The sequence below is a fragment of the Streptomyces sp. DG2A-72 genome, from assembly GCF_030499575.1.
Classification (GTDB): Bacteria; Actinomycetota; Actinomycetes; order Streptomycetales; family Streptomycetaceae; genus Streptomyces.
The window spans coordinates 2,312,144-2,336,201 of sequence record NZ_JASTLC010000001.1 but is presented as its reverse complement, the minus strand read 5'-3'; the positions used below and the strand labels follow the sequence as shown (position 1 = coordinate 2,336,201).

Below are 24,058 nucleotides of genomic sequence, written 5' to 3'. Positions count from 1 at the left end.
GATACGCTGTATCGAAACTCCCGTGCAGCCTTTGAGGCTTCGCGTACCAGAGGCGGGCGCGCCCCGTCACGCACGAGAACGGAATCCGAAGTGACACTCTCCACGGTTGACGCGAAGCCCGCCCTGATCGTGGTCGACCTGCAGAAGGGCATCCTCGCCATGCCGGGCGGGGACACTGACGGCCTGAAGCAGGTCATCCAGCACGCCGCCGATCTGGCCGCCGCCTTCCGCTCCCGCGGTCTGCCGGTCGCGCTGGTCAGCATCCTGGGCGATACCCCCGGACGCACCGAGGTGAACGGGCCTGCGGACTTCATCCCACAGCCGGACTTTGCCGACCCCGTCGACGAACTCGCCCCACAGCTCGGTGACATCCGCGTCATCAGGCAGCGGTGGAGCGCCTTCGGCGGCACCACCGTCCACGACGACCTGCAAAAGGCCGGCGTCACCCAGGTCGTACTGGCGGGCGTCGCCACCAGCATCGGCGTGGAATCCTCCGCACGGGCCGCACACGAACACGGCTACCACGTCGTCCTCGCCACCGACGCAATGACCGACATGAACCCCGACGCCCACCACAACAGCATCCACAACATCTTCCCCCGCCTCGGCGAGACCGCCACCACCACCCAAATCCTCGACAAGCTCCAGCGCACCCGCTGACACAGCCCTCCAGTGGCCAACAGTCTCTGAACAGTCCAGGGCGCCGGGTTCGCCGGTGCCGGACCGCCAGTCGGTGGAGCGTCAATATCGGAAAGGCGGCCGGCATGGACATCGACCGCTTCGGCCGGCTCTGGGTTGCCGGCGGTGACAGCGTCCTCACCGGTTTCCGGGTGTATGACACGGAGTCCGGCGCGTTGCCGGCCGACGTCACCGTCCCGGATGCCGCGTTCCTCAACGACGTGACCGTGACCCGCGACGCGGCCTGGTTCACCGTCAGCCGCGTCCCGGCCCTCATCCGGGTGCCGATCGGGCCCGACGGCAGTATCGGCGCGCCCGAGAAGGCCGCGCTGGGCGGCGACTGGGCTCAGACCAGTGCCGGTATCAACGCCAACGGCATCGAGGTCACGCCCGACGGCAGGCACCTGATCGTGGCCCAGTCCCAGACCGCCGAGGGGGGTTGGGCCCTTTACCTCGTGCCGACCGACACCGCCGGGACGGCCGACGCCCGGCGGATCACCGGCACCCGGGACGGGGCTGACGGTGTTGTGCTGATCGGGCGGATCCTGTATGCGGTCAACCCCAAGGGCATGGCCAAGATCGAGCTTTCGCGGTCGCTGACCGACGGGTGGGTCCTCGGCACGACCGAGGTGCCGGGCGCCGCATGGCCGACCGCGGCCAAGACGTTCGGCTGCCGCCTCTACGTAGTCGACGCCAACTTCGGCGAAAACTTCTCCAACGTCGGCAACCCGGCCGCCGAATTCAAGGTGGTGGCCATCCCTCTTCCCTGAGGCCCTCAACCCACTCCTGATGGGCGGCCGGGCCCGGCCGCCCATCAGGAGCAACGGCTGCAGCGGTCCGCGGCTCGCGCGCCGGCTGTACGGCAATGGGGTGCTGACCTCGCACAGCACCGGATGCAGGACGACAGAGGAGGCGCGACCCCTGTGAAGAGAGAGATCTACGACACCGACCAACAGGACTTCCGGGCCATGGTCCGGGCGTTCGTCGCCAAGGAGGTCACCCCCCACCTTGCCTCCTGGGAGGCGGCCGGCCAGGTCGACCGTGTGCTGTATCGGGCCGCGGGCGCCGTGGGACTGCTCGGGCTGGGTGTGGAGGAGGAGTACGGCGGCAGCGGCGTGGACGACTTCCGTTACAACGCGGTTCTCAACGAGGAGCTGTGCCGTGCGGGCGCCACCTCGGTCGTCATGAACCTCAACGGTTTCACCGACCTGGTCGCCCCCTACTTCCGCGCACTTGCCACCCCGGAACAGAAGGCGCGCTGGCTGCCTGGGCTTGCCGACGGAAGCCTGGTCGCCGCCATCGCCATGACCGAGCCCGGCGCCGGCAGTGATCTGCGGGGGATACGGACGCGTGCCGAACGGCGCCGGGACGGTTACCTGCTGAACGGCACCAAGATCTTCATCAGCAACGGCATCCTCGCCGACCTCGTGATCGTCGTGGCCCGCACGACGGCCGACGACGGGCAGGAGGGGCTCAACCTGCTGGTGGTGGAGCGGGGCATGCCCGGGTTTGAACGGGGCCGCAAGCTCGACAAGCTCGGCCTGTCCGCCCAGGACACCGCCGAACTGTCCTTCACCGACGTGCTCGTACCGGCCGCGAATCTGCTCGGCGAGGAAGGGCGGGGCATGGAGTACCTGAAGCGGAACCTGTCGCAGGAGCGTCTCAGCGTCACCGTGACCGCCGCCGCCACCATGCGGCGGGTCCTGGAGGAGACCATCGCCTACACCCGGGACCGGATCGTGTTTGGGCGCCCGCTGTCCGAGCTACAGGCGACCCGGTTCACCCTGGCCGAACTGGCGACCGAGACGGAGATCGCGCAGACCTTCACGGACCGCTGCGTCGCCGAACTGGCCTCCGGCCGTCTGACGGACACCGAGGCGGCGATGGCCAAGTGGTGGGTGACCGAACGCCAGCAGCACCTCGTCTCCCGCTGTCTGCAACTGCACGGCGGATACGGCTACATGACGGAGTATCCGATCGCCAGGGACTTCGTCGACACCCGGGCCAGCACACTGTTCGCCGGCACGACCGAGATCATGAAGGAGATCATCGGCAAGTCGCTGCTCCGCTGAGACGCGGGGGCACGGCCGCTGGGGCGGCCCAAAGGCGAATGGCGCGGCGTTCTGGCAGGCGGCGGCGCACAGTGTGGGGCGTTCGCCGGCCTCCGCCGTCAGGGGCGCCGAACACATCCCCGCTTCGGGAGCGCCGATTCCGTTGGCCGCGCCGGGCAGACACGGCATCCGGGTCAACGCCGTCGCCCCCGGCCTCACGCGCACGACACTGACCGAGTCCCACCACATGACCACCGGCCTGTTCGGCGACGCCGTCCTCGAACGCACCCCGCTCGGCCGCATCGGAGAGCCCGGCGACGTCGCCAAGGTCGTCCGGTTCCTCGCCGGCGAAGACGCCGCCTGGATCACTGGCGAGACGATCTGCGTCGACGGCGAAGTCCACGTCAAGGGGCTCCCCAGTTACTGGGACACCCTGCAGCTCGCCCTCGCGCCACAGCGGCCTTGAGGAGGCAGTCCCGTAGAGCCGACCACGGCCCGGGCCGATGTGGTGTCACCGCGCGTCAGCGCCACGGCCCACCCCGCCTTTCGTGATGGTCGGGCCGAACTGGCGGACCTGCGGCAGCGTGGTGACCGCATGGGCCACGACGCGTTCACTGAGGCAGATGTGGCGATGGGGTACGTCTCCCGGGAAACGGACGAAGTCACCGGCCGCAAGGTCCACCGGTTCGGTGAGCGGGCCGGTACGGAGCTTTCCGGTGATCACGTAGATGTGATGCAGGGTGCCGGCGCTGTGCGCGGGGATCGGCTCGGGGTCCCGGTGACCCCGTTCCAGGCGCAGGACGAGGGTGCGGACGTAGCCGGAGCCGTACGTCTCGTCCAGGAGGCGCTCGGTCCAGTTCGCCGCCTCGGACCACTCGCCCTCGCCCTGCCGCTGGACGTAGACCGGAGTGCCCCACTCCGTCAGCAGGCGGCGTGCAGGCACGTCGAGCGCGGTCCCCAGCAGGGACAGGGTCTCCACGGTGGGGTTGCCCACGCCCTGCTCGATCTTGGAGAGCGTCTGCTTCGAGAGGCCGGACCGGCGGGCCAGCTCGCCGAGAGACATCGCCCGCTCCAGCCGGAAGCGGCGCACGTTGCGGGCGACGAGCTCGTTCTCCCGGGCCAGGGTGTCACTTTTAATGTGCATCCCGTCATTATTGACGAACACCCGATGGGCTCGCATTCTTGTCACATAAAGCTTAACGGGTGGTCTATTGAAAGTGACACCATCTCTCGGAGTCGAGGTGAACAACCATGACCGCAACTCTTGCCGGCCCCGCGAGGGATGACCGAGCCGCCGTCGACAAGGCCATCAGCCTCCTCGTCGCCCTGGGCGACAGGTTCGGTGGGGAAACCGGCGTCAGCGAACTCGCGCGGCGGGCGCAGATGAGCAAGTCGACCGCGTACCGCGTGCTCGGCATGCTGGAGCGCAACGGCGTGGTGGAGCGCGTCGGAACGGACTACCGGCTCGGCGAGCGCCTGCACCATCTGGGGAAGGCCGTCTATGCGCCAGGCTCCGAGAGCGTCCGTGACGTCCTGCTGCCCTACCTGGCCGACCTGTACGAGGCGACCCGGGAGACGGTGCACCTGGCGGTCCTCGACGGCCCGCACGTCGTCTACCTGGCCAAGCTCTACGGCCACCGGCCCGCGCCCGTGCCGTCCAGGATCGGCGGTCGGCTCCCGGCCTACGCGACGGCGGTCGGCAAGGTCCTGCTCGCCTACGACTCCCAGGCCGCGGAACGGGCGCTGTCAGAGCCGCTGCGGCCCTTCACTCCGAGCACACTCACCGACCCCGACGCCCTGTCCGCCGAACTGGACGGCATCCGCCGCACCGGTGTCTCCCTCGACAACGAGGAATACCAGCCGGGGCTGGCCTGTGTAGCGGCACCGGTGCTGAACCGCGCAGGCCGGGCGGTCGCGGCCCTGTCGATCGCCGGCCGGCTCGGCCAGATCGACACGCGCCGGCTGAGTGCGCAGGCACGGCGAGTCGCCGCCGCGGCCTCGCAGGCATGGGCCGCACGGGCGGCGCAGCAGCAGGCCGGCCGACTGCCGCGCCCGTAACCCGTACCAACTCTGCCCCGGGCCCAGCCCTGTAGGACTTCATGCCGGGGCCGGACCCGTACCGCGTCAGCCCCGGGCCGGACCCAACAGATCCAGCGCGATGTCGACGATCATGTCCTCCTGCCCGCCGACCAGCCCCCGCCTGCCCACCTCCAGCAGGATGCTGCGTACGTCGATGCCGTACTGCCGGGAGGCTGCCTCGGCGTGCCGGAGGAAGCTGGAGTAGACGCCGGCGTAGCCGAGGGTGAGCGTCTCGCGGTCGACCTGGACCGGACGGTCCTGCAGCGGTCGTACGAGATCGTCCGCCGCGTCCTGCAGGGCGAACAGGTCGCAGCCGTGCTTCCACTCGTTGAGGGTGGCGACGGCGACGAACGGTTCGATCGGGCAGTTGCCCGCCCCCGCGCCGTGCCCGGCGAGGGACGCGTCCACCCTGGTGACCCCCTCCTCGACGGCGACGACCGAGTTGGCCACTGCCAGGGAGAGGTTCTGGTGGGCGTGGATGCCGATCTGGGTCTCCGGCAGCAGGACGTCGCGGTAGGCACGGACCCGCTCCCGCACACTGTCCATCGTCAGGCGGCCGCCCGAGTCGGTGACGTAGACGCAGTGGGCGCCGTAGGACTCCATCAGCCGTGCCTGCTCGGCCAGTTCCGAGGCCGGGGCCATGTGGCTGAGCATGAGGAAACCGGAGACGTCCATGCCGAGATCGCGGGCCGTGGCGATGTGCTGGGCGGCCACGTCGGCCTCGGTGCAGTGGGTGGCGATGCGGACCGAGCGGACACCGAGCGCGTAGGCCTGCTTCAGTTCGGCGATGGTGCCGATGCCGGGGAGCAGGAGCGTGGTGAGCGTGGCCCGTTCGAGGACCGAGGCGGCTGCTTCGATCCATTCCCAGTCCGTGTGGCTGCCGGCGCCGTAGTTGAGGGAGCCGCCGGCCAGGCCGTCGCCGTGGGCGACCTCGATGGCGTCCACGCCGGCCGCGTCCAGGGCGGCGACGATGCGCTGGACGTCGGCGGGGGCGATGCGGTGCCGTACGGCGTGCATGCCGTCCCGCAGGGTGACGTCCTGGATGTAGAGGCTGGTGGTCATGCGGATGCCCCCTGTCGTGCGTGCCGGGCGATGCGCTCCGCGGTGCGCAGCGCGGCCGAGGTCATGATGTCGAGGTTGCCCGCGTAGGCGGGGAGGTAGTGGGCGGCGCCCTCCACCTCCAGGAACACCGACACGTGCGTCGTCACCTTCGGTGCGTCGGCGGGCAGCAGGGTGTGGACCGGTTCGTCGGCCGGTACGGAGGTGAACTGGACGTCCTGCTTGAGCCGGTAGCCGGGGACGTACTGGGCGACCTCGGCCACCATGTCCGCGACGGAGGCACGGATCGCTTCGTGGTCGGCGTCACCGATCAGGCAGAACACCGTGTCCCGCATGATCAGCGGGGGCTCGGCGGGGTTGAGGACGATGATCGCCTTGCCGCGCGTCGCGCCGCCGACGGTCCGGATCGCCGCGGCGGTGGTCTCGGTGAACTCGTCGATGTTGGCGCGGGTACCGGGCCCGGCCGACTTCGACGCGATGGACGCGACGATCTCCGCGTACGGGACGGGCGTCGCACGGGCGACGGCGTGGACGATCGGGATGGTGGCCTGGCCGCCGCAGGTGACCATGTTGACGTCGGCGGCGTGCAGGTTGTCGTCGAGGTTGACCGGCGGCACGACGAACGGACCGATCGCCGCGGGGGTGAGGTCGACGAGCCGCTTGCCGAAAGGGGCGAGCTTCTCGGCGTTGGCGACGTGGGCCTTGGCAGAGGTGGCGTCGAAGACGATGTCGATCTCGTCGAAACCGTCCATGCGGATCAGGCCGTCGACGCCCTCATGGGTCGTGGGCACCTTCAGGCGGCGGGCCCGGGCGAGCCCGTCGGAGTCCGGGTCGATGCCGGCCATCGCTGCCATCTCCAGGGTCTCGGAGAGACGGAGCACCTTGATCATCAGGTCGGTGCCGATGTTGCCGGAGCCGATCACGGCCACTTTCGTCTTCTGCACGGGGGTCATGACGGCTCCTTGTCGGTGAACGTGGCGGTGACCGTACCCAGCGTGGAGATCTCCGCGAGGACGGTGACGCCTGGGGCGACGCTGACCATGGGGCCGAGCGCGCCGGAGAGGACGACCTGGCCGGCGCGCAGCGGATCGCCGTACTCGCGTGCCGTACGGGCCAGCCACAGCAGGGCGTTGAGGGGGTCGCCGAGGCACGCGGCGCCGGTGCCCTCGGAGACGGGGACATCGTCGACGTACATCCGCATGGTCGCCTCGCGCGGCTCGAACGCCTTGAGGGGAAGACGGGACTCGCCGAGGACGTACAGTCCGCTGGAGGCGTTGTCGGCGACGGTGTCGGTGATGGTGATGTCCCAGTCGGCGACGCGGCTGTCCACGATCTCCAGGGCGGGCACCGCGTAGGCGACCGCGGCGCGGACGGCGGCCAGGTCGAGATCGTCGCCGTCCAGGTCGGTGGCGAGGAGGAAGGCGATCTCCGCTTCGACCTTCGGCTGCAGCAGCCGTGTAGTGGGCACTTCGTCGAGGGCGGAGACGTCCATGTCGGAGAACAGGACGCCGAAGTCGGGCTGGTCCACGCCGAGTTGCTTCTGCACGGCGGGTGAGGTGAGACCGATCTTGCGGCCCGTGACGACGTCCGTCCGCCGGGCGTTGAGGCGGCGCTGGACCTCGTACGCGCTGCGGATGTCGGTGGTGCCCAGCAGGTCACGGACCGGGGAGCACGGTTCGCGCTTGACGGCGGCCGTCGTCAGTCTGTCCGCCGCTTCGGCGATCGCCTGTTCGCGCTCGGTGGTCATCGGTTCGTCTCCTGTTCCGCGGTCGCCACGGCGAAGCCGGCGATCCATTCGGGGATCGGCTCGTAGAAGCGGGAGGTCATGCGGTACGGGCCGGTGGCCGCGAGGGATGCGAAGGCCGCGATCCAGGTGCGGACCTCGTGGGCCGAGCCGCCGCCTTCGGAACCCATCCACTCCACGCTCCAGCTGTCGACGTCCGCGAGGCGGCCGCTCTCCAGGGTGTCCAGGACGAGGTTGTCCCAGTCGGGGTTGATGGGGATCATGCGGGTCGAGCCGGCGGCGTAGTCGCGGCCCGCCTGGACCACGCGCTCCTCACCCCGGGCGCGCTGTTCGGGTGTGGGCGGGTGGCCCTCGATGAGGGCGTCGGCGACCCGGGGCGGGGCGCCGTCGAGGACCGGGACGGGCGGGTCGTGGGAGAGCCCGCCGGAGCCGAGGAAAAGCACCCGGCGGTCCAGCGCGGAGGCCGCCTCGCCGATCGCGGTCCCGAGTGCCCGGATTCGGCCGACCGGGCCGAGTGGGGTGGCCACGCCGTTCACGAACACCGGCACGACCGGCACCTTGTCGATGCCGCCGAAGAGGACCTCCAGCGGTTGGACGAAGCCGTGGTCGACGGTCATCCGGGCCGAGACGGTCAGGTCCACGCCGCGGTCCAGGACCCCGCGCGCGAGAGCGCGGGCGGCGTCGGTGTCGACGGACAGCGGGCCCGCCGTGGAACCGAAATCGCCGACGGCGTTCGCCTCGGTGGCCAGGCAGAAGGGCGGCATCTCCTTGTAGAAGAAGCCGTTGTAGTGGTCGGGCGCGTACAGGACGACCAGTTCCGGGTCGAAGGCACGGACGAAGGAACGCGCGCCCTCGACGGCTTCCTCTGCGGCGGCGAGGACCTCGGGCGCAGGATCGTTCTTGCCGATCAAGGGCGAGTGGGACAGCCCTACGGCGGCGGTGTTCACGACGGATCTCCCTGAGACGGTGGGTGGATGACGAGCTTGCCGGTGAGCCGCCCGTCGATCATGAGCTGGAAGCCCTTGTGGATCTCGTCCAGCGGCAGCGTGCGGTCGATCACCGGGCGCAGGCCGGTGGCGTCCATGAGCTTCAGCAGCGAGACCAGTTCGGAGCGGGTGCAGCCGGTCGAGCCGAGGACGCGCTGCTGGAGGTAGAAGATCCGGCCGAGGTCGGCGGGCGGGTTGGTGCCGCTGGTGGCTCCGGCAATGACGATCGTGCCGCCCGGACGCAGTGCCTTCATGGAGTGCGACCAGGTGGCCTCGCCGACCGTCTCCACCACCACGTCCACGCGCTCGGGCAGCCGCTCGCCGGTCGGTACGGCCTTGCGCGCTCCCCACGACTCGGCCTGCCGCCGCTTGTCCTCGCTGCGGCTGGTGGCGTACACGACGGCGCCCGCGGCCACGGCCAGCTTGATCGCGGCCGAGGCGACGCCGCCTCCCGCGCCCTGGACCAGGACCCGGTTGCCCGCGCGGATTCCCGCCTGGGTGAAGAGCATGCGGTACGCCGTGCCCCAGGCGACGGGCAGACAGGCGGCCTCGTCGAAGCTGAGCCAGGACGGCTTGGGGATCAGGTTGCGCGTGGGCACGGACAGGTACTCGGCGAACGCCCCGTGGTGCTGCTCCGACAGCAGCGCACGCCCCGGGTCCAGCGTCTCGTCGCCGAGACCGGCGTCCGGGTCGGCGATGACCGGGTGGACGAGCACCTCGTTGCCGTGCTCGTCGTAGCCGGCCGCGTCGCAGCCAAGGACGATGGGCAGCCGCTCGGGCGGATGACCGACACCGCGCAGGGTCCACAGGTCGTGCATGTTGAGCGACGACGAGACCACACGGACGGTCGACCAGCCCGGGCGCGGCTCGGGTTCGAGGATGTCCCTGAGGACGAGCCCCGACAGCGGCTCGGTCGCGCTCTGGGAGATGGCGATGGCAGCAAGCATGCGGTCACGCTCCCCCGCGCCCGCCGCCTGCCGACAGCGCGCGTGCCGCCGTACGGAACGACGGATGGCACCCGGTCGCGCCGCTGCTGTTGCCTGAGCCCATGACCTCGACGATCGAACCCCAGGGCCCGGCCGCGCCAGCGGCCACCCCGGCCCCGCGCGGGGCGCTGCGGCGCCCGGCGGACCTGGCGCGGAACATCGACGTCTCCGGGCTCGTGGACACCGAGGGCGGACTGCTGGACCGGGTGATCTTCACCGACGAGGAGCTGTACCGCCAGGAGCTGCGTCGCGTCTTCGCGCCGAGCTGGCTGTTCCTCGCGCACACCGACCAGTTCCACAAGCCCGGCGACTTCTTCACGACGTACATGGGCGAGGACCCGGTCATCGTGACGCTGGACCGTGACCGGCGTATCCGCGCCTACCTCAACTCCTGCCGGCACCGGGGTGCCCGCGTCTGCCGCGCCGACTTCGGCACCACCCGCAACTTCACCTGCACCTACCACGGCTGGTCGTACAACCTGGACGGCTCGCTGGTCAGCGTGCCCAACAAGGACGGCTACCCGGAGTCCTTCGAGACGGGACAGTGGGGTCTCGTCGAGGTGCCGCACGTGCAGACATACCACGGGCTGGTCTTCGGCACCTGGGATCCGCACCCCGTCCCGTTGCGGGAGTCGCTCGGCGACATGGCCTGGTACATGGACGCGATGCTCGACCACGACGACCAGGGGACGGTCGTCGTCGGCGGAGTCCACAAGTGGGTCCTGGAAGGCAACTGGAAGCTGGCCGCCGAGCAGTTCGCCACCGACTGGTACCACGTCAACATGAGCCACGCCTCGGCGCTCATGGTCCTCTCGCCGTCCGGCAGGAAGCCCAAGGACGAGGTCGTGCACCGCACCGGCCGCCAGTACGTGGACCCGAACGGGCACGGCGCCGGCTTCCCGGTCCATCCCAAGAACCGCTTCGACGCCCAGACCGTGCACGAGTGGACGGACTACGACGCGCTGCGGGAGCGGCTCGGCGAGGCCCGCGTCGAGGGACCGCTGACCAACGGACACGCCACCGTCTTCCCCAACTTCTCCTACCTGCCGGTCAACGGATCCATCCGGATCTGGCACCCCAAGGGCCCCGACCGCATGGAGGTGTGGGCCTGGACCATCGTCGACAAGTCCATGCCCGAAGAGGTCCGTGAGGCCCAACGCCTGTACAACCTGCGGACGTTCGGGCCCAGCGGCATCTTCGAGCAGGACGACGGCGAGAACTGGAGCGAGGTGCAGGCCATCTCGCACGGCTTCATCACAGGCGGCGTCGCTCTCAACTACCAGATGGGCATGGGCAGCGAACGCGAGGACGGCCGCTACCCCGGCAGGACCAGCGAGCTCTACAGCGACGCCGCCGGCCGGGCCTTCTACGCACGCTGGCGCGAACTGATGAACACCCCCGCCTGGCACGAGGCTCGGCACGAGGAGAAGCACCCATGAGCAACGGGATCCGTGTCGCCGCCCTGGACGACATCCCCCAGGGCGAGGGCATCGCCGTCGACAAGGCGGTCACCGGCACCGCCGACGACATCGCCCTGCTGCGCGACACCGACGACACTGTCTACGCGCTCGACGACACCTGCACCCACGAGACCGCCTCGCTGGCCGAGGGCTGGGTCGAGGACGGGTACGTCGAATGCCCGCTGCACTCCAGCAGGTTCTGCCTGAAGAGCGGCGAGGTCCAGGGCCTGCCCGCCACGAAGAACGCCTGCCCGCACCGGGTCGAGGTGCGCGACGGCGAGGTCTACCTGTTCCCCGGGGAGAGCCCGTGACCGAGCGTGTGGTGATCGTGGGCGGCGGCATCGCCGGAGTCAGCACGGCTGCCTCGCTGCGTGCCCAGGGCTTCGGCGGCGAAGTCATCCTCGTCGACGCCGGGGAGTTCCCGTACGACAGGCCGCCCCTGTCGAAGGACTTCCTGACCGGCAGCAAGGACATCAAGCAGATCGCTCTCCAGCCGGCCCAGTGGTACGACGACCAACACGTACGCCTGATCAACCGGACCACAGTGACCGCACTGAGGCCCCGGGACGGCGCCGTCGAGCTCACGGGCGGACAACTCCTCCCCGCCGACCGTGTCGTGCTCGCGACGGGGGGTGGCGCCGCCCGCCCGCCGATCCCGGGCCTCGCAGACCCGCGCGTACATGTGCTGCGCACGGCGGACGACGCGGACCGGCTGCGGCTGTCCTTGACACCTGGCGCCCGCGTGCTGGTCGTTGGCGCCGGTCTCATCGGGGCCGAGGTCGCCTCGACCGCCGTACGCCTGGGCTGCGAGGTCGTTCTCGTCGACCCGGTCGGCGTGCCGCTGGCCGCCGCGCTCGGCCTCGAACTGGCCGCCTGGCTCCACGCGTTGCACGACCGGCACCGGGTCACCACCGTGCGGGCCACCGTGGAGTCCTTCACCAACCGGCCCGAGGGCATCGAGGCCGTCGTCGACGGCGTCGCGGGGGTCCACGACGCGGTGGTGCTCGGCGTCGGCATGGTGCCCTCCACCGAACTGGCCGAGGCCGCAGGCCTCGAGGTGGACCGCGGGATCCTCGTCGACGAACGGCAGGTCACCTCGAACCCGGCCGTGCTCGCCGTCGGCGACCCCGCCCGTCTGCGCGGAGTGCCGCGCACCGAGCACTGGGAGGCGGCCCAGCAGGACGGCGCGAGAGCGGCGGCCACCATCCTCGGCACCCCGGCACCGGTTCCCACCGCGCCCTGGTTCTGGACCGACCGACATGGTCGCCACATCGAGGCCGTCGGGCACATGGAAGCGGCCGCGCACACCGTCATCAGGGGCTCCTTCGACGACCCGACGTTCTCCGTCTTCGGTCTGCAGGACGGCCTGGTCGTCGCGGCCGCCTCGGTCGACGACCCGTCCGCCGTCAGGGCCGCCCGTCGGCTGATCGACCGCCGCATCCCCGTCGTGGCGGACCGCCTGGCAGACCCGGCGGTGAACCTGCGCGGCCTGCTGCGCGGCTGAACCGGCCGGGCGTGCGACTGAAGTGCACCCCTGGCGTGCGGCCGCTGTTCCGCCTGGCGGCACAGTCCGTTTCACCCGGGTCCGAGAAGGGATCGAATGACACCGTGAGCACAGCGACCGAGCAGATCCGGTCACGCGCGGGGGTCCGCGCCGACCGTGACATCCACTTCGAGGTCGAGCAGTTCTACTACGAGGAGGCCGCCCTCCTCGACGACGGCCGCTACGCCGACTGGCTCGACCTGCTCGCCGACGACCTCGACTACTGGATGCCCACCCGCACCAACCGGCTGCGCCGGCAGCAGGCGCTGTCCGTGGCCGTGCGCGGCGAGGCCGCCTTCTACGACGAGAGCAAGGAGAGCCTGGCCTGGCGCATCCGCCGGTTCGACTCCGGGATGGCCTGGGCCGAGGACCCGCCCTCGCGGACCCGGCATCTGATCAGCAACGTGATGGTCAGCCACGTCGACCCCGCCGAGCACGAGGGGTTCACCGCGGACGACCTGTGGGTGCGGTCGGCGTTTCTCGTCTACCGCAACCGGTTGGAGCGGGAGGAGAACGTCTTCGCCGGCGGCCGCACGGACGTCCTGCGGCGCCTTGAGGACGGCGAGCTTCGGGTGGCCCGCCGGACGATCCTCCTGGACCAGAACATCCTCCTGGCGAAGAACATCTCGACCTTTTTCTGAGGGGAACGCGCTGTGACCGTTGACCTGAAAAACCATCAAGTGAACACGTCACTCGGCGAGATCGCCGTGGCCGAGGTCGGAGAAGGCCCCGTGCTGGTGATGCTGCACGGCGGCGGCCCCGGCGCCTCCGGCGTCAGCAACTACCGCCAGAACCTCCCCGCGCTGGCCGAGCACTTCCGTGTGATCCTGCCCGACCAGCCGGGTTTCGGGGGTAGTTACCGACCCACGGCCGAGGATCTGGGCGAGCGCTCCATCACCGAGATCACCGTGGACGCCCTCTACCAAGCCCTCGACGCGCTCGGCATCGACACCTTCCACCTGCTGGGCAACAGCCTCGGCGGCGCCGCCGCCATCGCCATGGCCCAGCAGCGCCCGGAGCGCGTCACCCGGCTCGTGCTGATGGCCCCCGGCGGCGGCTGGCTGCCCTTCGGCCCCACGCCCACCGAGGGCCAGAAGGAGATGTTCCGCTACTACAACGGCGGCGGACCCAGCGAGAAGAAGATGGCCGCCTTCATCCGCACCATGGTCTACGACCACAAGCAGTTCGGCGAGGACGTCGTCCGCGCACGCTACAAGTCCTCCCTCGACGAGAGCCACATCGCCTTCTACCACCTCTACAACGCGGCCTTCGCCAAGCGCGGCGGCATGGACCCCCTCTGGCGCGACCTGCACAAGATCAAGGCGCCGACCCTGCTGCTCTGGGGCCGCGATGACCGGACGATCACTCTCGAAGGCGCCCAGCTGATGCTCAAGCAGATCCGCGACGTGCAGCTGCACGTGTTCGGCAAGTGCGGCCACTGGGTCCAGCTGGAGCGCCAGCGGGAGTTCGACACGCTGGTCACCGGTTTCCTCGGGGAGCGGGCATGAGCGACGGCTGGCTGGACGGAAACGCCGCCCTGATCACCGGCGGCGGTACCGGCATCGGCCGGGCGGTCGCCGAACGCTTCCTCGCCGAGGGCGCCTCGGTCACCATCATGGGGCGCCGCAAGGAGCAGCTGGACGAGGTCGCGGCCGTCGCCTCCCACCCGTCCCGCGTCCACACCGTCGCCGGGGACGTGCGCGACTCCGAGAGCCTGCACGCCGCCGTCGCCGAGACCGTCGACCGCTTCGGCAAGCTCGACACCCTCGTCGCGAACGCCGGCGTGTGGGACTACCAGCGCCAGCTCACCCGGCTCAGCGGCGCGGAACTGGGCACGGCCTTCGACGAGATCTTCTCGATCAACGTCAAGGGCTACGTCCTCGCGGCGGAGGCGGCCTGGCGCGAGCTGGTCAAGACGCGCGGAAGCATCGTCATGACGCTCTCCAACGCCTCCTTCTACGTCAACGGCGGCGGCCCCCTCTACACCGCGAGCAAACACGCCTGCCTGGGCCTGATGCGCGAACTCGCCTACGAACTCGCCCCGAAGGTCCGCGTCAACGGCGTGGCCTGCGGCGGCATGAACACCGACCTGCGCGGGCCCGAGGGACTGGGCCTGGCCGACCGGTCGATCTCGGCGTCCTTCGCGAAGAAGGGTCCGGACACCCCGCCGCCCCCCATCCCGCTGCACGACTCCAGCACGGATCCACGCGACTTCACCGGCTCCTACGTGCTGCTCGCCTCCCGTGCCCAGAGCGGTCCGATCACCGGACACGCGATCAATGTCGACGGAGGCATAGGCGTACGCGGGTTCGCCACTGCCGCCGGCGGCGACCACCTCTGACGCCCCTTTCACCTTCCGACTCCCACCATTCGACGCTCAACGAGGAGCCGCTCGTGACCCCGCCTTCCGCCGCCAGAGCCACGACCCCACACCCACGCAACTCAGGCCTGCGGGTCGACCTCAACCTGGCCGCCGCCGTCGCGCGCAACGCCCGCTACCAGGGCGACAGTGTCGTCATCAGCTACCCGGGCGGAGACCTCACCTACGCCGAACTCGACGACAGGGCCGCCCGTCTGGCCACGGTCCTGGCCGACGGCGGCATCGGTGACGGCGACCGAGTCGCCTACCTCGGCCTCAACAGCAGCTCCTTCCTCGTCACGCTGCTGGCCGCCCACCGGCTGGGAGTCGTCTTCGTCCCGGTCAACTTCCGGTTGGCCGAAGCCGAGTTGGAGGCCGTCCTCGTCCGCAGCGGCGCCACCGCTCTCGTCTGCGAGGAAGGGCACCGCGAAGCCGTCGACAAGGTGCGCGCAAGGACCGCGCTCGCCCGCTTCCTCCTGGTGGACGACGACCCCGAGGCGCCGGCCGACACGGGCACCGCGGGCTGGGAACCCTGGGCAGCCCTCCTCACAGCCGCCGCCCCCTCGTCCTCCATCGCCGCCAAGTCCGCCGACGACCCGGCGATCCTGATGTTCACCTCCGGCACCACGGGCACGCCCAAGGGCGTCGTCCTGACCCACGGCAACGTCTTCTGGAACGCGGTGAACGTCGAACTCCGCCTCGACACCCGCCCCGGCGACGTCACGTATGCCGCCGCACCCCTCTTCCACATCGGCGCCCTGAACAGCTTCGTGCTCCGCACACTGGTGCGCGGCGGCACGGTGGTGATCAGACGTGGGTTCGACCCGAAGGCGTGTCTCGACGACCTGGTCACCCACAAGGTCAACTCCATGTTCGGCGTGGCCCAGATGTTCGCCGCCCTCGCACGCCAACCAGGCCTGTTCGAACAGGACTTGAGCCACCTGCGGTCGATCGTGGTCGCCGGCGCACCGGTGCCGCCCTCGCTCATCGAGCTCTACGCCGAGCACGGCGTACTGCTCCAGCAGGCGTGGGGCCTGACCGAGACGGCGCCGTTTGCCACGCACCTGCCCGTCGAGCGCACCCTGGACAAGATCGGCTCCGCAGGCATCCCCATGCCGTTCACCGAGGTCCGGGTTGTCGACGCGGCCAGCAACGCCCCTCTGAAGCCCGGTGAACCGGGAGAGATCGTCGTCCGAGGCCCCAACGTCACCGCCGGGTACTGGAACAACCCGGAGGCGAACAGCGCCGCGTTCGACGAGGAGGGCTGGTTCCACTCGGGCGACATCGGCTACCTCGACGAGGACGGCTGCCTGTACATCGTCGACCGACTCAAGGACATGATCATCAGCGGCGGGGAGAACGTGTATCCGGCGGAGGTCGAGCGCGCGCTGGCCTCCATGCCCGGTGTGGTCGACGTCGCGGTCGTCGGTGTGCCCGACGAGCAGTGGGGCGAGACCGTGGCGGCCGTCATCAGCCTCGACGGCACGACGGAGATCACACTGGAGGCCGTACACGCGTACGCGGCGGGGAAGCTGGCCCGCTACAAGCTGCCCCGGAGCCTGAAGCTCGTGCCCACCGTCCCGAGGAACGCCTCCGGAAAGCTGGACAAGGTCAGCATCCGACGCCTGGCCGACGAGGGGAACTGACGATGCTCACGGTGCCGGCCCTGCCCCCGCTCGATGTCCCAGGCCCCTGGCGGACCACGGTGGAGTCGTGGACACGTTTCGCGGGCCGTCTGCGTCTGCGCGGATCGGACGGCACCGAGGCCGTCGTCGGCCTGGAACGCTGCGCGGTCGGCAGGCTCCGTGAGGCCTACCCGGTCGGTGCCCGCGACGTGGAACTTCTCGTCGACTCCGGCACGCCGGAGGTTCTCCGGTCCCTCCTGCACGCTGTCCGCGCGGCGGACCCCGACTGCCGCCGTGTGGTCCACGCCGTGCCGGAGGGCGACCGGACGTCCGTCCAGGCCGCGGAGGCCGTCGGCTTCCGGTACGCCGTCGACGTCGATCTCCAGGACCAGCAGCTGAGCCTGCTCGTGGCCGAACCCGACTGGCTCACCGCCACCGACATGGACCTGGATCGCGTACCAGGGAGCTGACGGGGCCTCGGTCCTCCTCGGCCCTCCTCAGTTCTCCTTGAGAAAGCGCTGCGCGATCGGCAGCCCGCAGGATGTCGTCGTCGAGGCTCTCCACCAGCGGGTGCAGGGCCACTCCGCTGACCGCCGCGATGAAGCAAGCGCGCCTTCGCCTCCTCACAGCCACCGGCGGCCACAGCTTCGCCTCGCGCGGGCCGAGGACGCCGACAGCACGGCCAACGCCATCGCCCGGCTCGCCGCCGTGGTCCGGGCATTCGCGAGCCTTGGCGCCACCGTGACCGGCCAGGGCTTCACCGCGTACGCCTCCGCCTCCGGCGCCGGGACCAGCGCCACCGCGACCCGCGACGCCGACACCGGCACCGGGAGCTGCTCCGGACCGGGAGTGGCCTTCGCGATGACCGGCGGCACCCTCCGCTGCCAGCAGGGCGTTGTCACGTTGTTGGCTGTGTGACTGCCTGACGGCGCGTCGTGGTGTGGTGGAGCCTGGTTCCGGGCTGTGCTCAGGCCGCGGTGGCGAGGCTGGCGACGCCGGTGATCTGCTCCCAGATGGCGAAGCGGACGGTCATCTCGGCGCGGTAGTCGTGGGCGAGCATCAGATGGCGGCGGGGGCGGAAGTGGGGCGAGCTACCGCTGAACGCGGACAGAAACCGCTGCGCTCCGCCCGCGGAGCGGAAGCCTTTCATCGCGCGTTCGCGCTGTCTGGTGGGCTGGTGGCTGTTCTCCGCCCGGTTGTCCAGGCCCTTGTGCGAGCGATGTTCCACCGAGGGCATGACCTCGCGGTGGGCGGCGCCGTAGGAGCGGAGCTTGTCCGTGACGACCACCCTCGGCACCGTGCGGGTCTCCTTCATCAGACGGCGGAAGAAGCGCCTGGCCGCGGCCTTGTCCCGGCGCTTCTGCACCAGGATGTCCAGCACGTTGCCGTCCTGGTCGACGGCCCGCCACAAATACTTCTGCTCGCCGTTGATCTTGATGAAGACCTCGTCCAGATGCCACTTGTCACCGGACCGGGGCTGTCGGCGGCGCAGCGCGTTGGCGTAGGCCTGCCCGAACGTGCCGCACCAGCGGCGGATCGTCTCGTAGGAGACGGTCACGCCGCGCTCGAGCATCAGCTCCTCGACCTCGCGGAACGACAGCGGGAAGCGGAAGTACAGCCACACACAGTGGGAGATCACCTCGACCGGGTACCGGTGCCCCTTGTACGACGGCGACGCGCTCCACACGGACGACCCTTCCCAGGCTGCTCAACCAGAAGATCATCCCACCGGCCAGCCAACGTGACAGCGCCCATCGAAGGGCTCCTCAGCGCGTACGACCAGCCGCCCGAGTCTGACCAGCAGGACGAGGAGTAGCTCTTCCGGACGCACGGTGCCGGATGTCGGAGTACCGCCGAACAGACGGATCCTGTCCGCGGGGCCACGGCGCGCCTCGACGGGCAGTAGTCATCCTTCGGCTGACTACTGCCGTGGTGGGCTTGACAGGTCCGTTGGGCGGGCGAGTTGCTCCGGCTCCGTCATGCGGGTGCGAGAGGCGGCAGTCCGAGTGCTGTGACAGCGTCCGTCAGCTCTTTGTCGTAGGTGACGAAACCGTCCAGCTCTCGGTGCAGTGGGGCGGCTGTTGCCAGGTGAATGGCGTCTGGAGTGCCGAGTCTTTGCACCTCGAAGCCGGCGGCGCGGGCCAGGACGTCGTCACTGAGGATGATCTGGTCTGTCCCGGTGAGCGTATTGCCGACCAGGAACGGCACTCGCTGCCGATCGACACCAGCTCGCCGGAACGTGCGTGCGATCTCAACCCCAGCCAGCTGGGAGGTCACGAGACGACCGTCGACGCCCAGCCCTGCCCGCCAGCTGCGAAGGGCCTGCGTCTCTGCCTCCTGCTGTACAAACTTCAGCAGAACGCAGGTGTCCAGGTAGTAGAGACTCAACGCCTGCGCTCCCGCTCGCGCTCGGCGATCAGCGCATCCGACAGCGAAGGCAGCACGTCCAGATCACTGATCAGCTCGGGCAGCGCGCCCGGATTCACCGCACGACGCACCTGGCCGGTCGCCATCAGCTGGTCCAGGGCCGACGTGGGCTGTTCGGCGGGGGACATGCGGATGACAGGCTTGCCGTGCTCAGTGACGACGAGCGTTTCACCTGCGCGAACCCTCGCTGTGACTTTCGACGGATGGTGGTTCAGCTCTCCAAGCGGGATGGTCTCCATCTCGTAAATGTACACAAAAAATGTGCACAATGGGAAGGTGGAACGAGACAGCTCTTCTATGGGTGGGATCAGACTTTGATCACGGCCACCTGCCCACAGCACAGCGCCGTGAGGTTCTCCGGATCGGAAGCCAGGGTTGTGACTGGCCCAGGTGCCGAGAGGGAGGTGGCGCTGAGCATGGCGTCAATGCCGTACTTGGCCGTGCAGCCCGGCGTCGTGCACCGCCGCGAGGGCGGGCACGTCGCGATGAGGGTGACACGAGCCGGCCCGCCATGCACCGCGCCATCGTGGGTGGGGAGAAGGCCGAGCACGCTGCTGGTTCAGGCCGGGACCGAACCGCCGGTCAGCGTGGGGCGGGCGTGCGGGTGCCGCGAAGCCGGGCGGCGGGCCCTTGTGGGGGCCGCCTGCCACGGATGCGGTAGGCAGGCGTACCACCGTCGGTGGACGCCGGGTCAGGCGGCTGCACGTACGGTTGCCGCATGACCGGTCCCGCAGCCTGGCGCCAGACCGCGCGGGCGCATCCGCTCGTCGTGGACGGGATGCTCGCCGCGGCGCTGTACACAGCCAGCCTGTTGGCGCCGATCGTCCCCGGCGACCCGCCGCAGCGGGTCCCGCTGACCGTCACCGTCGCGGTGCTGGCCACGCTGGCCTGCGGCGCGCTGGTCGTCCGGCGACGGTGGCCGTTGGCGGTGCTGGCCGTCACCACCGGGATCTCCTGCATCTCCATGATCGTCTCGGATGCCCAGAGCGCGTCCCTCGGCGCTCCGGTGATCGCCGCGTTCACCGTCGCCGTGCGCACCGACCGCCGGACCGCCTGGACGGCCGGGGCCGCCGCCGCGTTCGTCTTCGGCTTCACTTCCCTGGCCACCTCGGGGTGGGCCTGGTCCGGCCCCGGGACCCAGAACCTGGTGGTGTGGATCGGCATGGCGGTGGCCGCCGGAGACGCGGTCCGAAGCAGACGGGCGTACGTCGTCCTGCTGGAGGAGCGGGCCCGTCGCGCCGAGCAGAGCCGCGAGGAGGAGGCGGCCCGCCGGGTCACCGAGGAGCGGCTTCGGATCGCCCGGGAGCTGCACGACGTGGCCGCCCACCACATCGCCGTGATCAGCGTCCAGACCGGGGTGGCCGGGCACACGCTCCGCACCGACCCGGACGTGGCGGAGGAGTCGCTCGCCCTGGTACGCCAGGCCAGCCGGAGCGTGCTGGAGGAACTCAGCGCGCTGCTCGGCGTACTGCGCCGGGACGATGACCCAGAGGCCCCCGTCGAGCCCACCCGGGGCCTCGACGGGCTGGACGAGCTCGTCGCCTCGTTCGCCGCGGCGGGCCTGCAGGTGGCCTGGACGCTCTCCGGGCGTCCGCGCCCGCTGCCCTCAGCGGTCGACCTGGCGGCGTACCGGATCGTGCAGGAGTCGCTCACCAACGTGCACAAGCACAGCGGGAGTTCCTCCGCGCGGGTCGGTGTCGAGTACGCGCCCGACCGGCTGGTCGTCCGGATCCGCGACGAAGGAGGCGGCGGCACGGCGACCCGGACGGACGCGTACGGCGGCGGGCGCGGCATCCTGGGCATGCGCGAGCGCGCGATCGCCGTCGGCGGCAGCTTCGAGGCTGGCCCCGGGCCCGACACCGGTTTCACCGTACGGGCTGTGATGCCCCTGCCTCCCGCCGCCACCGCCGGCGATGGAGCACCTCCCGGACGGCGTCCGGGGAAGCAACCCGGAGAAACATCCGGAGAAGGAGACGACGGATGACCATCCGGGTCCTGCTGGCCGATGACCAGAACCTGATCCGCGCCGGTTTCCGGGTGCTCATCGACGCGGCGCCCGACCTGGAGGTGGTGGGCGAGGCCGCGACCGGCCGGGAGGCCGTCGAACTCGCCCGCAGAACCCGCGCGGACGTCGTGCTGATGGACATCCGGATGCCGGAGCTCGACGGCCTCGCCGCCACCCGGGAGATCACCGCCGACGAGGACCTCGCCGGGGTTCGGGTGCTGATCCTCACGACCTTCGAGATCGACGAGTACGTCTTCAAGGCGCTGCGCGCCGGGGCCAGCGGTTTCCTGGGCAAGGGCGTCGAGCCGGTGGAACTGCTGGCCGCGATCCGGACCGTGGCGGGCGGTGAGGCGCTGTTGTCGCCGAAGGCTACCCAGGGCCTGATCGCCCGGTTCATGGCGTCCCCCGAGGACCGGCCCGCCGCCACCACGGCTCAGCTCGACGCGCTGACCGGGCGGGAGCGCGAGGTGCTGGGCCTGGTCGCCACGGGCCTGTCCAACGACGACATCGCCGAGCGGCTGTACGTCTCGACGTCCACCGCCAAGACCCACGTCAACCGGGCGATGACGAAGCTCGGCGCACGGGACCGGGCCCAACTCGTCGTCATCGCCTACCAGACGGGCCTGGCTCGCGCTCCGCAGTGACCGCGCCAGACCCTGGGCGGACGTGCGGCGGGGGCCGCTCCTCCTGGGGGCCTGTCCGCGACCCGTGGTCATACAGCGCCCGGAGTAGCTCCGTACCACGGGCATGGGAGGGCCAAGTGTCCGCGCCGGGCTGACGACCTGGAGATCCACGGTCGGCAGTCTGGACCCCATGATTGAAGTAACGAACCTGACGAAGCGCTACGGCGACAAGACCGCCGTCGACTCGCTCACCTTCTCGGTCCGGCCGGGCATCGTCACCGGCTTCCTCGGACCCAACGGCGCCGGCAAGTCCACCACCATGCGCATGATCCTCGGCCTCGACCGGCCGACCGCCGGCACCGCGACCGTGAACGGACGCCCCTACGCCGAACACCGGGCGCCGCTGCACGAGATCGGCGCGTTGCTGGAAGCCAAGTCCATCCACCAGGGCCGGTCCGCGTTCAGCCACCTGTGGGCGATGGCCGCCACCACCGGCGTCCCGCGCCGACGGGTCGAGGAAGTGATCGACCTCGTCGGCCTGAGCGAGGTCGCCCGCAAGCGGGCGGGCGGTTTCTCCCTCGGCATGGGCCAGCGCCTCGGCATCGCCTCGGCGCTGCTCGCCGACCCCCGGGTGGTCATGCTGGACGAGCCCGTCAACGGCCTCGACCCGGAGGGCATCCTCTGGATCCGCAACCTGCTGAAGGGGCTGGCCGAGAAGGGCCGGACCGTCTTCGTCTCCTCGCACCTGATGAGCGAGATGGCACTCACCGCCGAACATCTCATCGTGGTCGGCCGCGGACGCCTGATCGCCGACGTGTCGGTGGCCGAGTTCACCGCGCGGGCGGCCCGCAACACCGTACGCGTGCGCTCGCCGCAGGCCGCGCAGCTCCGGGACCAGCTGGCCGGGCCGGATGTCACGATCACTAGCCTCGAGCCCGGAGCCCTGGAGATCACCGGGCTGACGACCGATCAGATCGGTGACCACGCCGCGGAATCGGGCTTCACCCTGCACGAGTTGTTCCCGCAGCAGGCGTCACTGGAGGAGGCGTTCATGGAGATGACCCGGGACGCCGTCGAGTACCACGCCACCACGACCAGTCCCACGAACAGGGCCAGCGCTTCGCCGGGCACCCCTGGCGACGAGCTCGCCGAGGCCGGGAGGGCCGCCTGATGACCACCGCCATCGCACCGGACCTGACAGCACGCCCCGAGCGCCGCGATCTGCGCGTCACCACGCGACGGGTGTTCAGATCCGAGTGGATCAAGTTCTGGTCGCTGCGGTCCACGGCCTACACCCTGCTCGGGGCCGTGGTCGCACTGGTCGCCTTCGGGCTGATCGCCGCCTCGGTCACCTCGGGCGGCGGCACCTTCGAAGGCCCTGGCGAAGGGGCCACCGACCCGACCGACATCAGCCTGGCCGGTACGCAGCTGGCCCAGCTCGTCATCGGCACCCTCGGGGTCCTGCTCACCGCCGGCGAGTACAGCACCGGCCTGATCCGCTCCACCCTCGCCGCGGTGCCCCGCCGGCTGCCGGTGCTCTGGGCCAAGGCGGCGGTGTTCGCCGGGGTCGTCCTCGCGGTCGGCGCGGTCGCGGTCTTCGGCGCCTTCTTCGGCGGGCAGGCCATCCTCGGCTCCGACGGCGCGTCCCTCACCGACCCCGGCGTCCTGCGCGCGGTCATCGGCACCGTCGTCTACCTGACCGGTATCGGACTTCTGGGCATGGCGCTTGGCGCCCTGCTGCGCAACACCGCGGGCGCGGTGACCACCCTGTTCGCCTCGATCTGGCTGCTGCCCGGCCTGATGCAGGTCGCGCTCCCGGACAGCTGGAACGACGCGATCGGCCCGTACTTCCCCTCCAACGCCGGCTCCGCCTTCATGACCGTGTCCCCCGGCTCGGACCTGCTCTCTCCGGCGGCGGGCCTGGCCGTGTTCGCCGGTTTCCTGGCCGTGCTGCTGGGTGCGGCAGCGTGGCAGCTGAAGCGGCGGGACGCCTGAGAGAGTGCCTCATGATCTCGCCTCTCAAGGACTCGGCGGGGCAGATGCAGGGTGCTCTCACCGCGACGTTCGACGTCACCGGGCAGCACCGGGCCCGGGAGCGGCTGACCACGCTGAACGCGGCGAGCACACACATCGGCACCACGCTCGACGTGGCTCGCACGGCGCGGGAGATGACAGAGGTGGCTGTCCCCGGACTCGCCGACTTCGTCAGCGTCGATCTGCTGGAATCCGTCCATCGCGGTGAGGAGCCGGTGGTCGGCTCGGGCGCCGGCCCGGTCACGCCGCTCCGCGTGGCCCAGTGTTCGGTCCACGAGGGCTGTCCCGAAGAGCGTCGACGTGCTTCCTGTCCGGGCCGCAGGACGTACGTCCTGCGTGTAGGGTTCCAGAAGTGACGTACAGCATCTGACCAGGCACTTTGCGACTCCGGGCGATCAC

At 70.3% G+C, this 24,058-nt stretch carries 28 protein-coding genes; 19 read left to right on the top strand and 9 right to left on the bottom strand.

Annotation, left to right across the window (positions count from 1 at the left end; genetic code table 11):
* Positions 1 to 90 precede the first annotated feature (90 nt).
* From QQY66_RS11155 to QQY66_RS11140, 4 genes are all read left to right on the top strand, one after another.
* Positions 91 to 660, top strand: coding sequence for an isochorismatase family cysteine hydrolase (locus QQY66_RS11155; protein WP_301979013.1), 570 nt, complete (start codon positions 91 to 93; stop codon positions 658 to 660).
* Between the two features lie 104 nt (positions 661 to 764).
* Positions 765 to 1,448, top strand: coding sequence for a hypothetical protein (locus QQY66_RS11150; protein WP_301979012.1), 684 nt, complete (start codon positions 765 to 767; stop codon positions 1,446 to 1,448).
* Positions 1,449 to 1,601: 153 nt separating this feature from the next.
* On the top strand, positions 1,602 to 2,750 hold the full coding sequence (locus tag QQY66_RS11145; protein ID WP_301979011.1) for an acyl-CoA dehydrogenase family protein: 1,149 nt from the start codon (positions 1,602 to 1,604) through the stop codon (positions 2,748 to 2,750).
* A gap of 142 nt (positions 2,751 to 2,892) precedes the next feature.
* Entirely contained in the window at positions 2,893 to 3,195 is a 303-nt protein-coding gene (locus QQY66_RS11140; protein WP_301979010.1) for an SDR family NAD(P)-dependent oxidoreductase, read from the top strand.
* A 45-nt stretch (positions 3,196 to 3,240) separates the two neighbouring features.
* Here the strand turns inward: QQY66_RS11140 and QQY66_RS11135 are convergent, their stop codons facing one another.
* Positions 3,241 to 3,873, bottom strand: coding sequence for a helix-turn-helix domain-containing protein (locus QQY66_RS11135; RefSeq protein WP_301979008.1), 633 nt, complete (start codon positions 3,871 to 3,873; stop codon positions 3,241 to 3,243).
* Between the two features lie 107 nt (positions 3,874 to 3,980).
* Between QQY66_RS11135 and QQY66_RS11130 the strand changes: the two genes are divergently transcribed.
* The gene (locus tag QQY66_RS11130) at positions 3,981 to 4,787 is read left to right on the top strand and encodes an IclR family transcriptional regulator (protein ID WP_301979006.1); all 807 of its coding nucleotides are present in this window, start codon (positions 3,981 to 3,983) and stop codon (positions 4,785 to 4,787) included.
* A 66-nt stretch (positions 4,788 to 4,853) separates the two neighbouring features.
* On the opposite strand, the gene dmpG is transcribed toward QQY66_RS11130, so the two are convergent.
* From dmpG to QQY66_RS11105, 5 genes are read right to left on the bottom strand one after another with little or no spacing between them, the layout of a single operon-like run.
* Positions 4,854 to 5,870 (bottom strand): 4-hydroxy-2-oxovalerate aldolase, encoded by a 1,017-nt coding sequence (dmpG, locus tag QQY66_RS11125; RefSeq protein WP_301979004.1) that lies wholly within the window; start codon positions 5,868 to 5,870, stop codon positions 4,854 to 4,856.
* On the bottom strand, positions 5,867 to 6,820 hold the full coding sequence (locus tag QQY66_RS11120; RefSeq protein ID WP_301979003.1) for an acetaldehyde dehydrogenase (acetylating): 954 nt from the start codon (positions 6,818 to 6,820) through the stop codon (positions 5,867 to 5,869). Before QQY66_RS11120 ends, dmpG begins: the two co-directional genes overlap by 4 nt.
* Entirely contained in the window at positions 6,817 to 7,614 is a 798-nt protein-coding gene (locus QQY66_RS11115; RefSeq protein WP_301979002.1) for a 2-keto-4-pentenoate hydratase, read from the bottom strand. The genes QQY66_RS11120 and QQY66_RS11115 overlap by 4 nt, the downstream gene beginning before the upstream one ends.
* On the bottom strand, positions 7,611 to 8,558 hold the full coding sequence (locus QQY66_RS11110) for a 3-carboxyethylcatechol 2,3-dioxygenase (RefSeq protein ID WP_301979000.1): 948 nt from the start codon (positions 8,556 to 8,558) through the stop codon (positions 7,611 to 7,613). The genes QQY66_RS11115 and QQY66_RS11110 overlap by 4 nt, the downstream gene beginning before the upstream one ends.
* Positions 8,555 to 9,544: a zinc-binding dehydrogenase gene (locus QQY66_RS11105; protein ID WP_301978999.1), complete on the bottom strand. Its 990-nt coding sequence runs from the start codon at positions 9,542 to 9,544 to the stop codon at positions 8,555 to 8,557. The genes QQY66_RS11110 and QQY66_RS11105 overlap by 4 nt, the downstream gene beginning before the upstream one ends.
* Positions 9,545 to 9,645: 101 nt before the next feature.
* Here QQY66_RS11105 and QQY66_RS11100 point away from each other — a divergent pair, with 101 nt between their 5' ends.
* The 9 genes from QQY66_RS11100 (at position 9,646) to QQY66_RS11060 (ending at position 17,488) form a co-directional block, all read left to right on the top strand.
* Positions 9,646 to 11,022: an aromatic ring-hydroxylating dioxygenase subunit alpha gene (locus QQY66_RS11100; RefSeq protein ID WP_301978998.1), complete on the top strand. Its 1,377-nt coding sequence runs from the start codon at positions 9,646 to 9,648 to the stop codon at positions 11,020 to 11,022.
* On the top strand, positions 11,019 to 11,354 hold the full coding sequence (locus QQY66_RS11095; RefSeq protein WP_301978996.1) for a non-heme iron oxygenase ferredoxin subunit: 336 nt from the start codon (positions 11,019 to 11,021) through the stop codon (positions 11,352 to 11,354). Before QQY66_RS11100 ends, QQY66_RS11095 begins: the two co-directional genes overlap by 4 nt.
* Positions 11,351 to 12,547, top strand: coding sequence for an NAD(P)/FAD-dependent oxidoreductase (locus tag QQY66_RS11090; protein ID WP_301978995.1), 1,197 nt, complete (start codon positions 11,351 to 11,353; stop codon positions 12,545 to 12,547). Before QQY66_RS11095 ends, QQY66_RS11090 begins: the two co-directional genes overlap by 4 nt.
* A gap of 104 nt (positions 12,548 to 12,651) precedes the next feature.
* On the top strand, positions 12,652 to 13,227 hold the full coding sequence (locus QQY66_RS11085; RefSeq protein ID WP_301978993.1) for a 3-phenylpropionate/cinnamic acid dioxygenase subunit beta: 576 nt from the start codon (positions 12,652 to 12,654) through the stop codon (positions 13,225 to 13,227).
* Positions 13,228 to 13,266: 39 nt separating this feature from the next.
* The gene (locus QQY66_RS11080; RefSeq protein ID WP_301978992.1) at positions 13,267 to 14,094 is read left to right on the top strand and encodes an alpha/beta fold hydrolase; all 828 of its coding nucleotides are present in this window, start codon (positions 13,267 to 13,269) and stop codon (positions 14,092 to 14,094) included.
* Entirely contained in the window at positions 14,091 to 14,927 is an 837-nt protein-coding gene (gene hcaB, locus QQY66_RS11075; protein ID WP_301978991.1) for a 3-(cis-5,6-dihydroxycyclohexa-1,3-dien-1-yl)propanoate dehydrogenase, read from the top strand. Before QQY66_RS11080 ends, hcaB begins: the two co-directional genes overlap by 4 nt.
* A gap of 53 nt (positions 14,928 to 14,980) precedes the next feature.
* Entirely contained in the window at positions 14,981 to 16,591 is a 1,611-nt protein-coding gene (locus QQY66_RS11070) for a long-chain-fatty-acid--CoA ligase (protein ID WP_301978989.1), read from the top strand.
* Between the two features lie 2 nt (positions 16,592 to 16,593).
* Positions 16,594 to 17,040: a hypothetical protein gene (locus tag QQY66_RS11065; protein WP_301978988.1), complete on the top strand. Its 447-nt coding sequence runs from the start codon at positions 16,594 to 16,596 to the stop codon at positions 17,038 to 17,040.
* Positions 17,041 to 17,077: 37 nt separating this feature from the next.
* Positions 17,078 to 17,488: a hypothetical protein gene (locus QQY66_RS11060; RefSeq protein WP_301978986.1), complete on the top strand. Its 411-nt coding sequence runs from the start codon at positions 17,078 to 17,080 to the stop codon at positions 17,486 to 17,488.
* 49 nt (positions 17,489 to 17,537) lie between these two features.
* Here the strand turns inward: QQY66_RS11060 and QQY66_RS11055 are convergent, their stop codons facing one another.
* The 3 genes from QQY66_RS11055 to QQY66_RS11045 all read right to left on the bottom strand — a co-directional run bounded on the left by QQY66_RS11055 (position 17,538) and on the right by QQY66_RS11045 (position 19,236).
* Positions 17,538 to 18,257, bottom strand: a complete 720-nt coding sequence (locus tag QQY66_RS11055; protein ID WP_301978985.1) for an IS6 family transposase — start codon at positions 18,255 to 18,257, stop codon at positions 17,538 to 17,540.
* Positions 18,258 to 18,547: 290 nt separating this feature from the next.
* Positions 18,548 to 18,958, bottom strand: a complete 411-nt coding sequence (locus tag QQY66_RS11050; protein WP_301978984.1) for a type II toxin-antitoxin system VapC family toxin — start codon at positions 18,956 to 18,958, stop codon at positions 18,548 to 18,550.
* The gene (locus tag QQY66_RS11045) at positions 18,955 to 19,236 is read right to left on the bottom strand and encodes a type II toxin-antitoxin system Phd/YefM family antitoxin (RefSeq protein WP_301978982.1); all 282 of its coding nucleotides are present in this window, start codon (positions 19,234 to 19,236) and stop codon (positions 18,955 to 18,957) included. The genes QQY66_RS11050 and QQY66_RS11045 overlap by 4 nt, the downstream gene beginning before the upstream one ends.
* A gap of 479 nt (positions 19,237 to 19,715) precedes the next feature.
* On the opposite strand from QQY66_RS11045, the gene QQY66_RS11040 reads away from it, so the two are divergent.
* The 5 genes from QQY66_RS11040 to QQY66_RS11020 all read left to right on the top strand — a co-directional run bounded on the left by QQY66_RS11040 (position 19,716) and on the right by QQY66_RS11020 (position 24,015).
* Entirely contained in the window at positions 19,716 to 20,981 is a 1,266-nt protein-coding gene (locus tag QQY66_RS11040) for a sensor histidine kinase (RefSeq protein WP_301978981.1), read from the top strand.
* Complete coding sequence (locus QQY66_RS11035) at positions 20,978 to 21,646, top strand: response regulator transcription factor (protein WP_301978979.1); 669 nt, start codon at positions 20,978 to 20,980, stop codon at positions 21,644 to 21,646. Before QQY66_RS11040 ends, QQY66_RS11035 begins: the two co-directional genes overlap by 4 nt.
* A gap of 169 nt (positions 21,647 to 21,815) precedes the next feature.
* Positions 21,816 to 22,796, top strand: a complete 981-nt coding sequence (locus QQY66_RS11030) for an ABC transporter ATP-binding protein (protein ID WP_301978977.1) — start codon at positions 21,816 to 21,818, stop codon at positions 22,794 to 22,796.
* The gene (locus QQY66_RS11025) at positions 22,796 to 23,620 is read left to right on the top strand and encodes an ABC transporter permease (RefSeq protein ID WP_301978976.1); all 825 of its coding nucleotides are present in this window, start codon (positions 22,796 to 22,798) and stop codon (positions 23,618 to 23,620) included. Before QQY66_RS11030 ends, QQY66_RS11025 begins: the two co-directional genes overlap by 1 nt.
* Before the next feature lie 11 nt (positions 23,621 to 23,631).
* The gene (locus QQY66_RS11020; protein ID WP_301978974.1) at positions 23,632 to 24,015 is read left to right on the top strand and encodes a hypothetical protein; all 384 of its coding nucleotides are present in this window, start codon (positions 23,632 to 23,634) and stop codon (positions 24,013 to 24,015) included.
* Positions 24,016 to 24,058 lie beyond the last annotated feature (43 nt).

Excerpts from the sequence above, each read along its gene's own strand:
- QQY66_RS11065 (WP_301978988.1), top strand. The coding sequence starts at position 16,594 with ATGCTCACGGTGCCGGCCCTGCCCCCGCTCGATGTCCCAGGCCCCTGG.
- QQY66_RS11035 (WP_301978979.1), top strand. The coding sequence starts at position 20,978 with ATGACCATCCGGGTCCTGCTGGCCGATGACCAGAACCTGATCCGCGCC.
- hcaB (WP_301978991.1), top strand. The coding sequence starts at position 14,091 with ATGAGCGACGGCTGGCTGGACGGAAACGCCGCCCTGATCACCGGCGGC.
- QQY66_RS11025 (WP_301978976.1), top strand. The coding sequence starts at position 22,796 with ATGACCACCGCCATCGCACCGGACCTGACAGCACGCCCCGAGCGCCGC.
- QQY66_RS11120 (WP_301979003.1), bottom strand. The coding sequence starts at position 6,820 with ATGACCCCCGTGCAGAAGACGAAAGTGGCCGTGATCGGCTCCGGCAAC.
- QQY66_RS11040 (WP_301978981.1), top strand. The coding sequence starts at position 19,716 with ATGACCGGTCCCGCAGCCTGGCGCCAGACCGCGCGGGCGCATCCGCTC.
- QQY66_RS11150 (WP_301979012.1), top strand. The coding sequence starts at position 765 with ATGGACATCGACCGCTTCGGCCGGCTCTGGGTTGCCGGCGGTGACAGC.
- QQY66_RS11115 (WP_301979002.1), bottom strand. The coding sequence starts at position 7,614 with ATGACCACCGAGCGCGAACAGGCGATCGCCGAAGCGGCGGACAGACTG.
- QQY66_RS11100 (WP_301978998.1), top strand. The coding sequence starts at position 9,646 with ATGACCTCGACGATCGAACCCCAGGGCCCGGCCGCGCCAGCGGCCACC.
- dmpG (WP_301979004.1), bottom strand. The coding sequence starts at position 5,870 with ATGACCACCAGCCTCTACATCCAGGACGTCACCCTGCGGGACGGCATG.
- QQY66_RS11135 (WP_301979008.1), bottom strand. The coding sequence starts at position 3,873 with ATGCACATTAAAAGTGACACCCTGGCCCGGGAGAACGAGCTCGTCGCC.
- QQY66_RS11105 (WP_301978999.1), bottom strand. The coding sequence starts at position 9,544 with ATGCTTGCTGCCATCGCCATCTCCCAGAGCGCGACCGAGCCGCTGTCG.
- QQY66_RS11130 (WP_301979006.1), top strand. The coding sequence starts at position 3,981 with ATGACCGCAACTCTTGCCGGCCCCGCGAGGGATGACCGAGCCGCCGTC.
- QQY66_RS11020 (WP_301978974.1), top strand. The coding sequence starts at position 23,632 with ATGATCTCGCCTCTCAAGGACTCGGCGGGGCAGATGCAGGGTGCTCTC.
- QQY66_RS11030 (WP_301978977.1), top strand. The coding sequence starts at position 21,816 with ATGATTGAAGTAACGAACCTGACGAAGCGCTACGGCGACAAGACCGCC.
- QQY66_RS11095 (WP_301978996.1), top strand. The coding sequence starts at position 11,019 with ATGAGCAACGGGATCCGTGTCGCCGCCCTGGACGACATCCCCCAGGGC.
- QQY66_RS11045 (WP_301978982.1), bottom strand. The coding sequence starts at position 19,236 with ATGGAGACCATCCCGCTTGGAGAGCTGAACCACCATCCGTCGAAAGTC.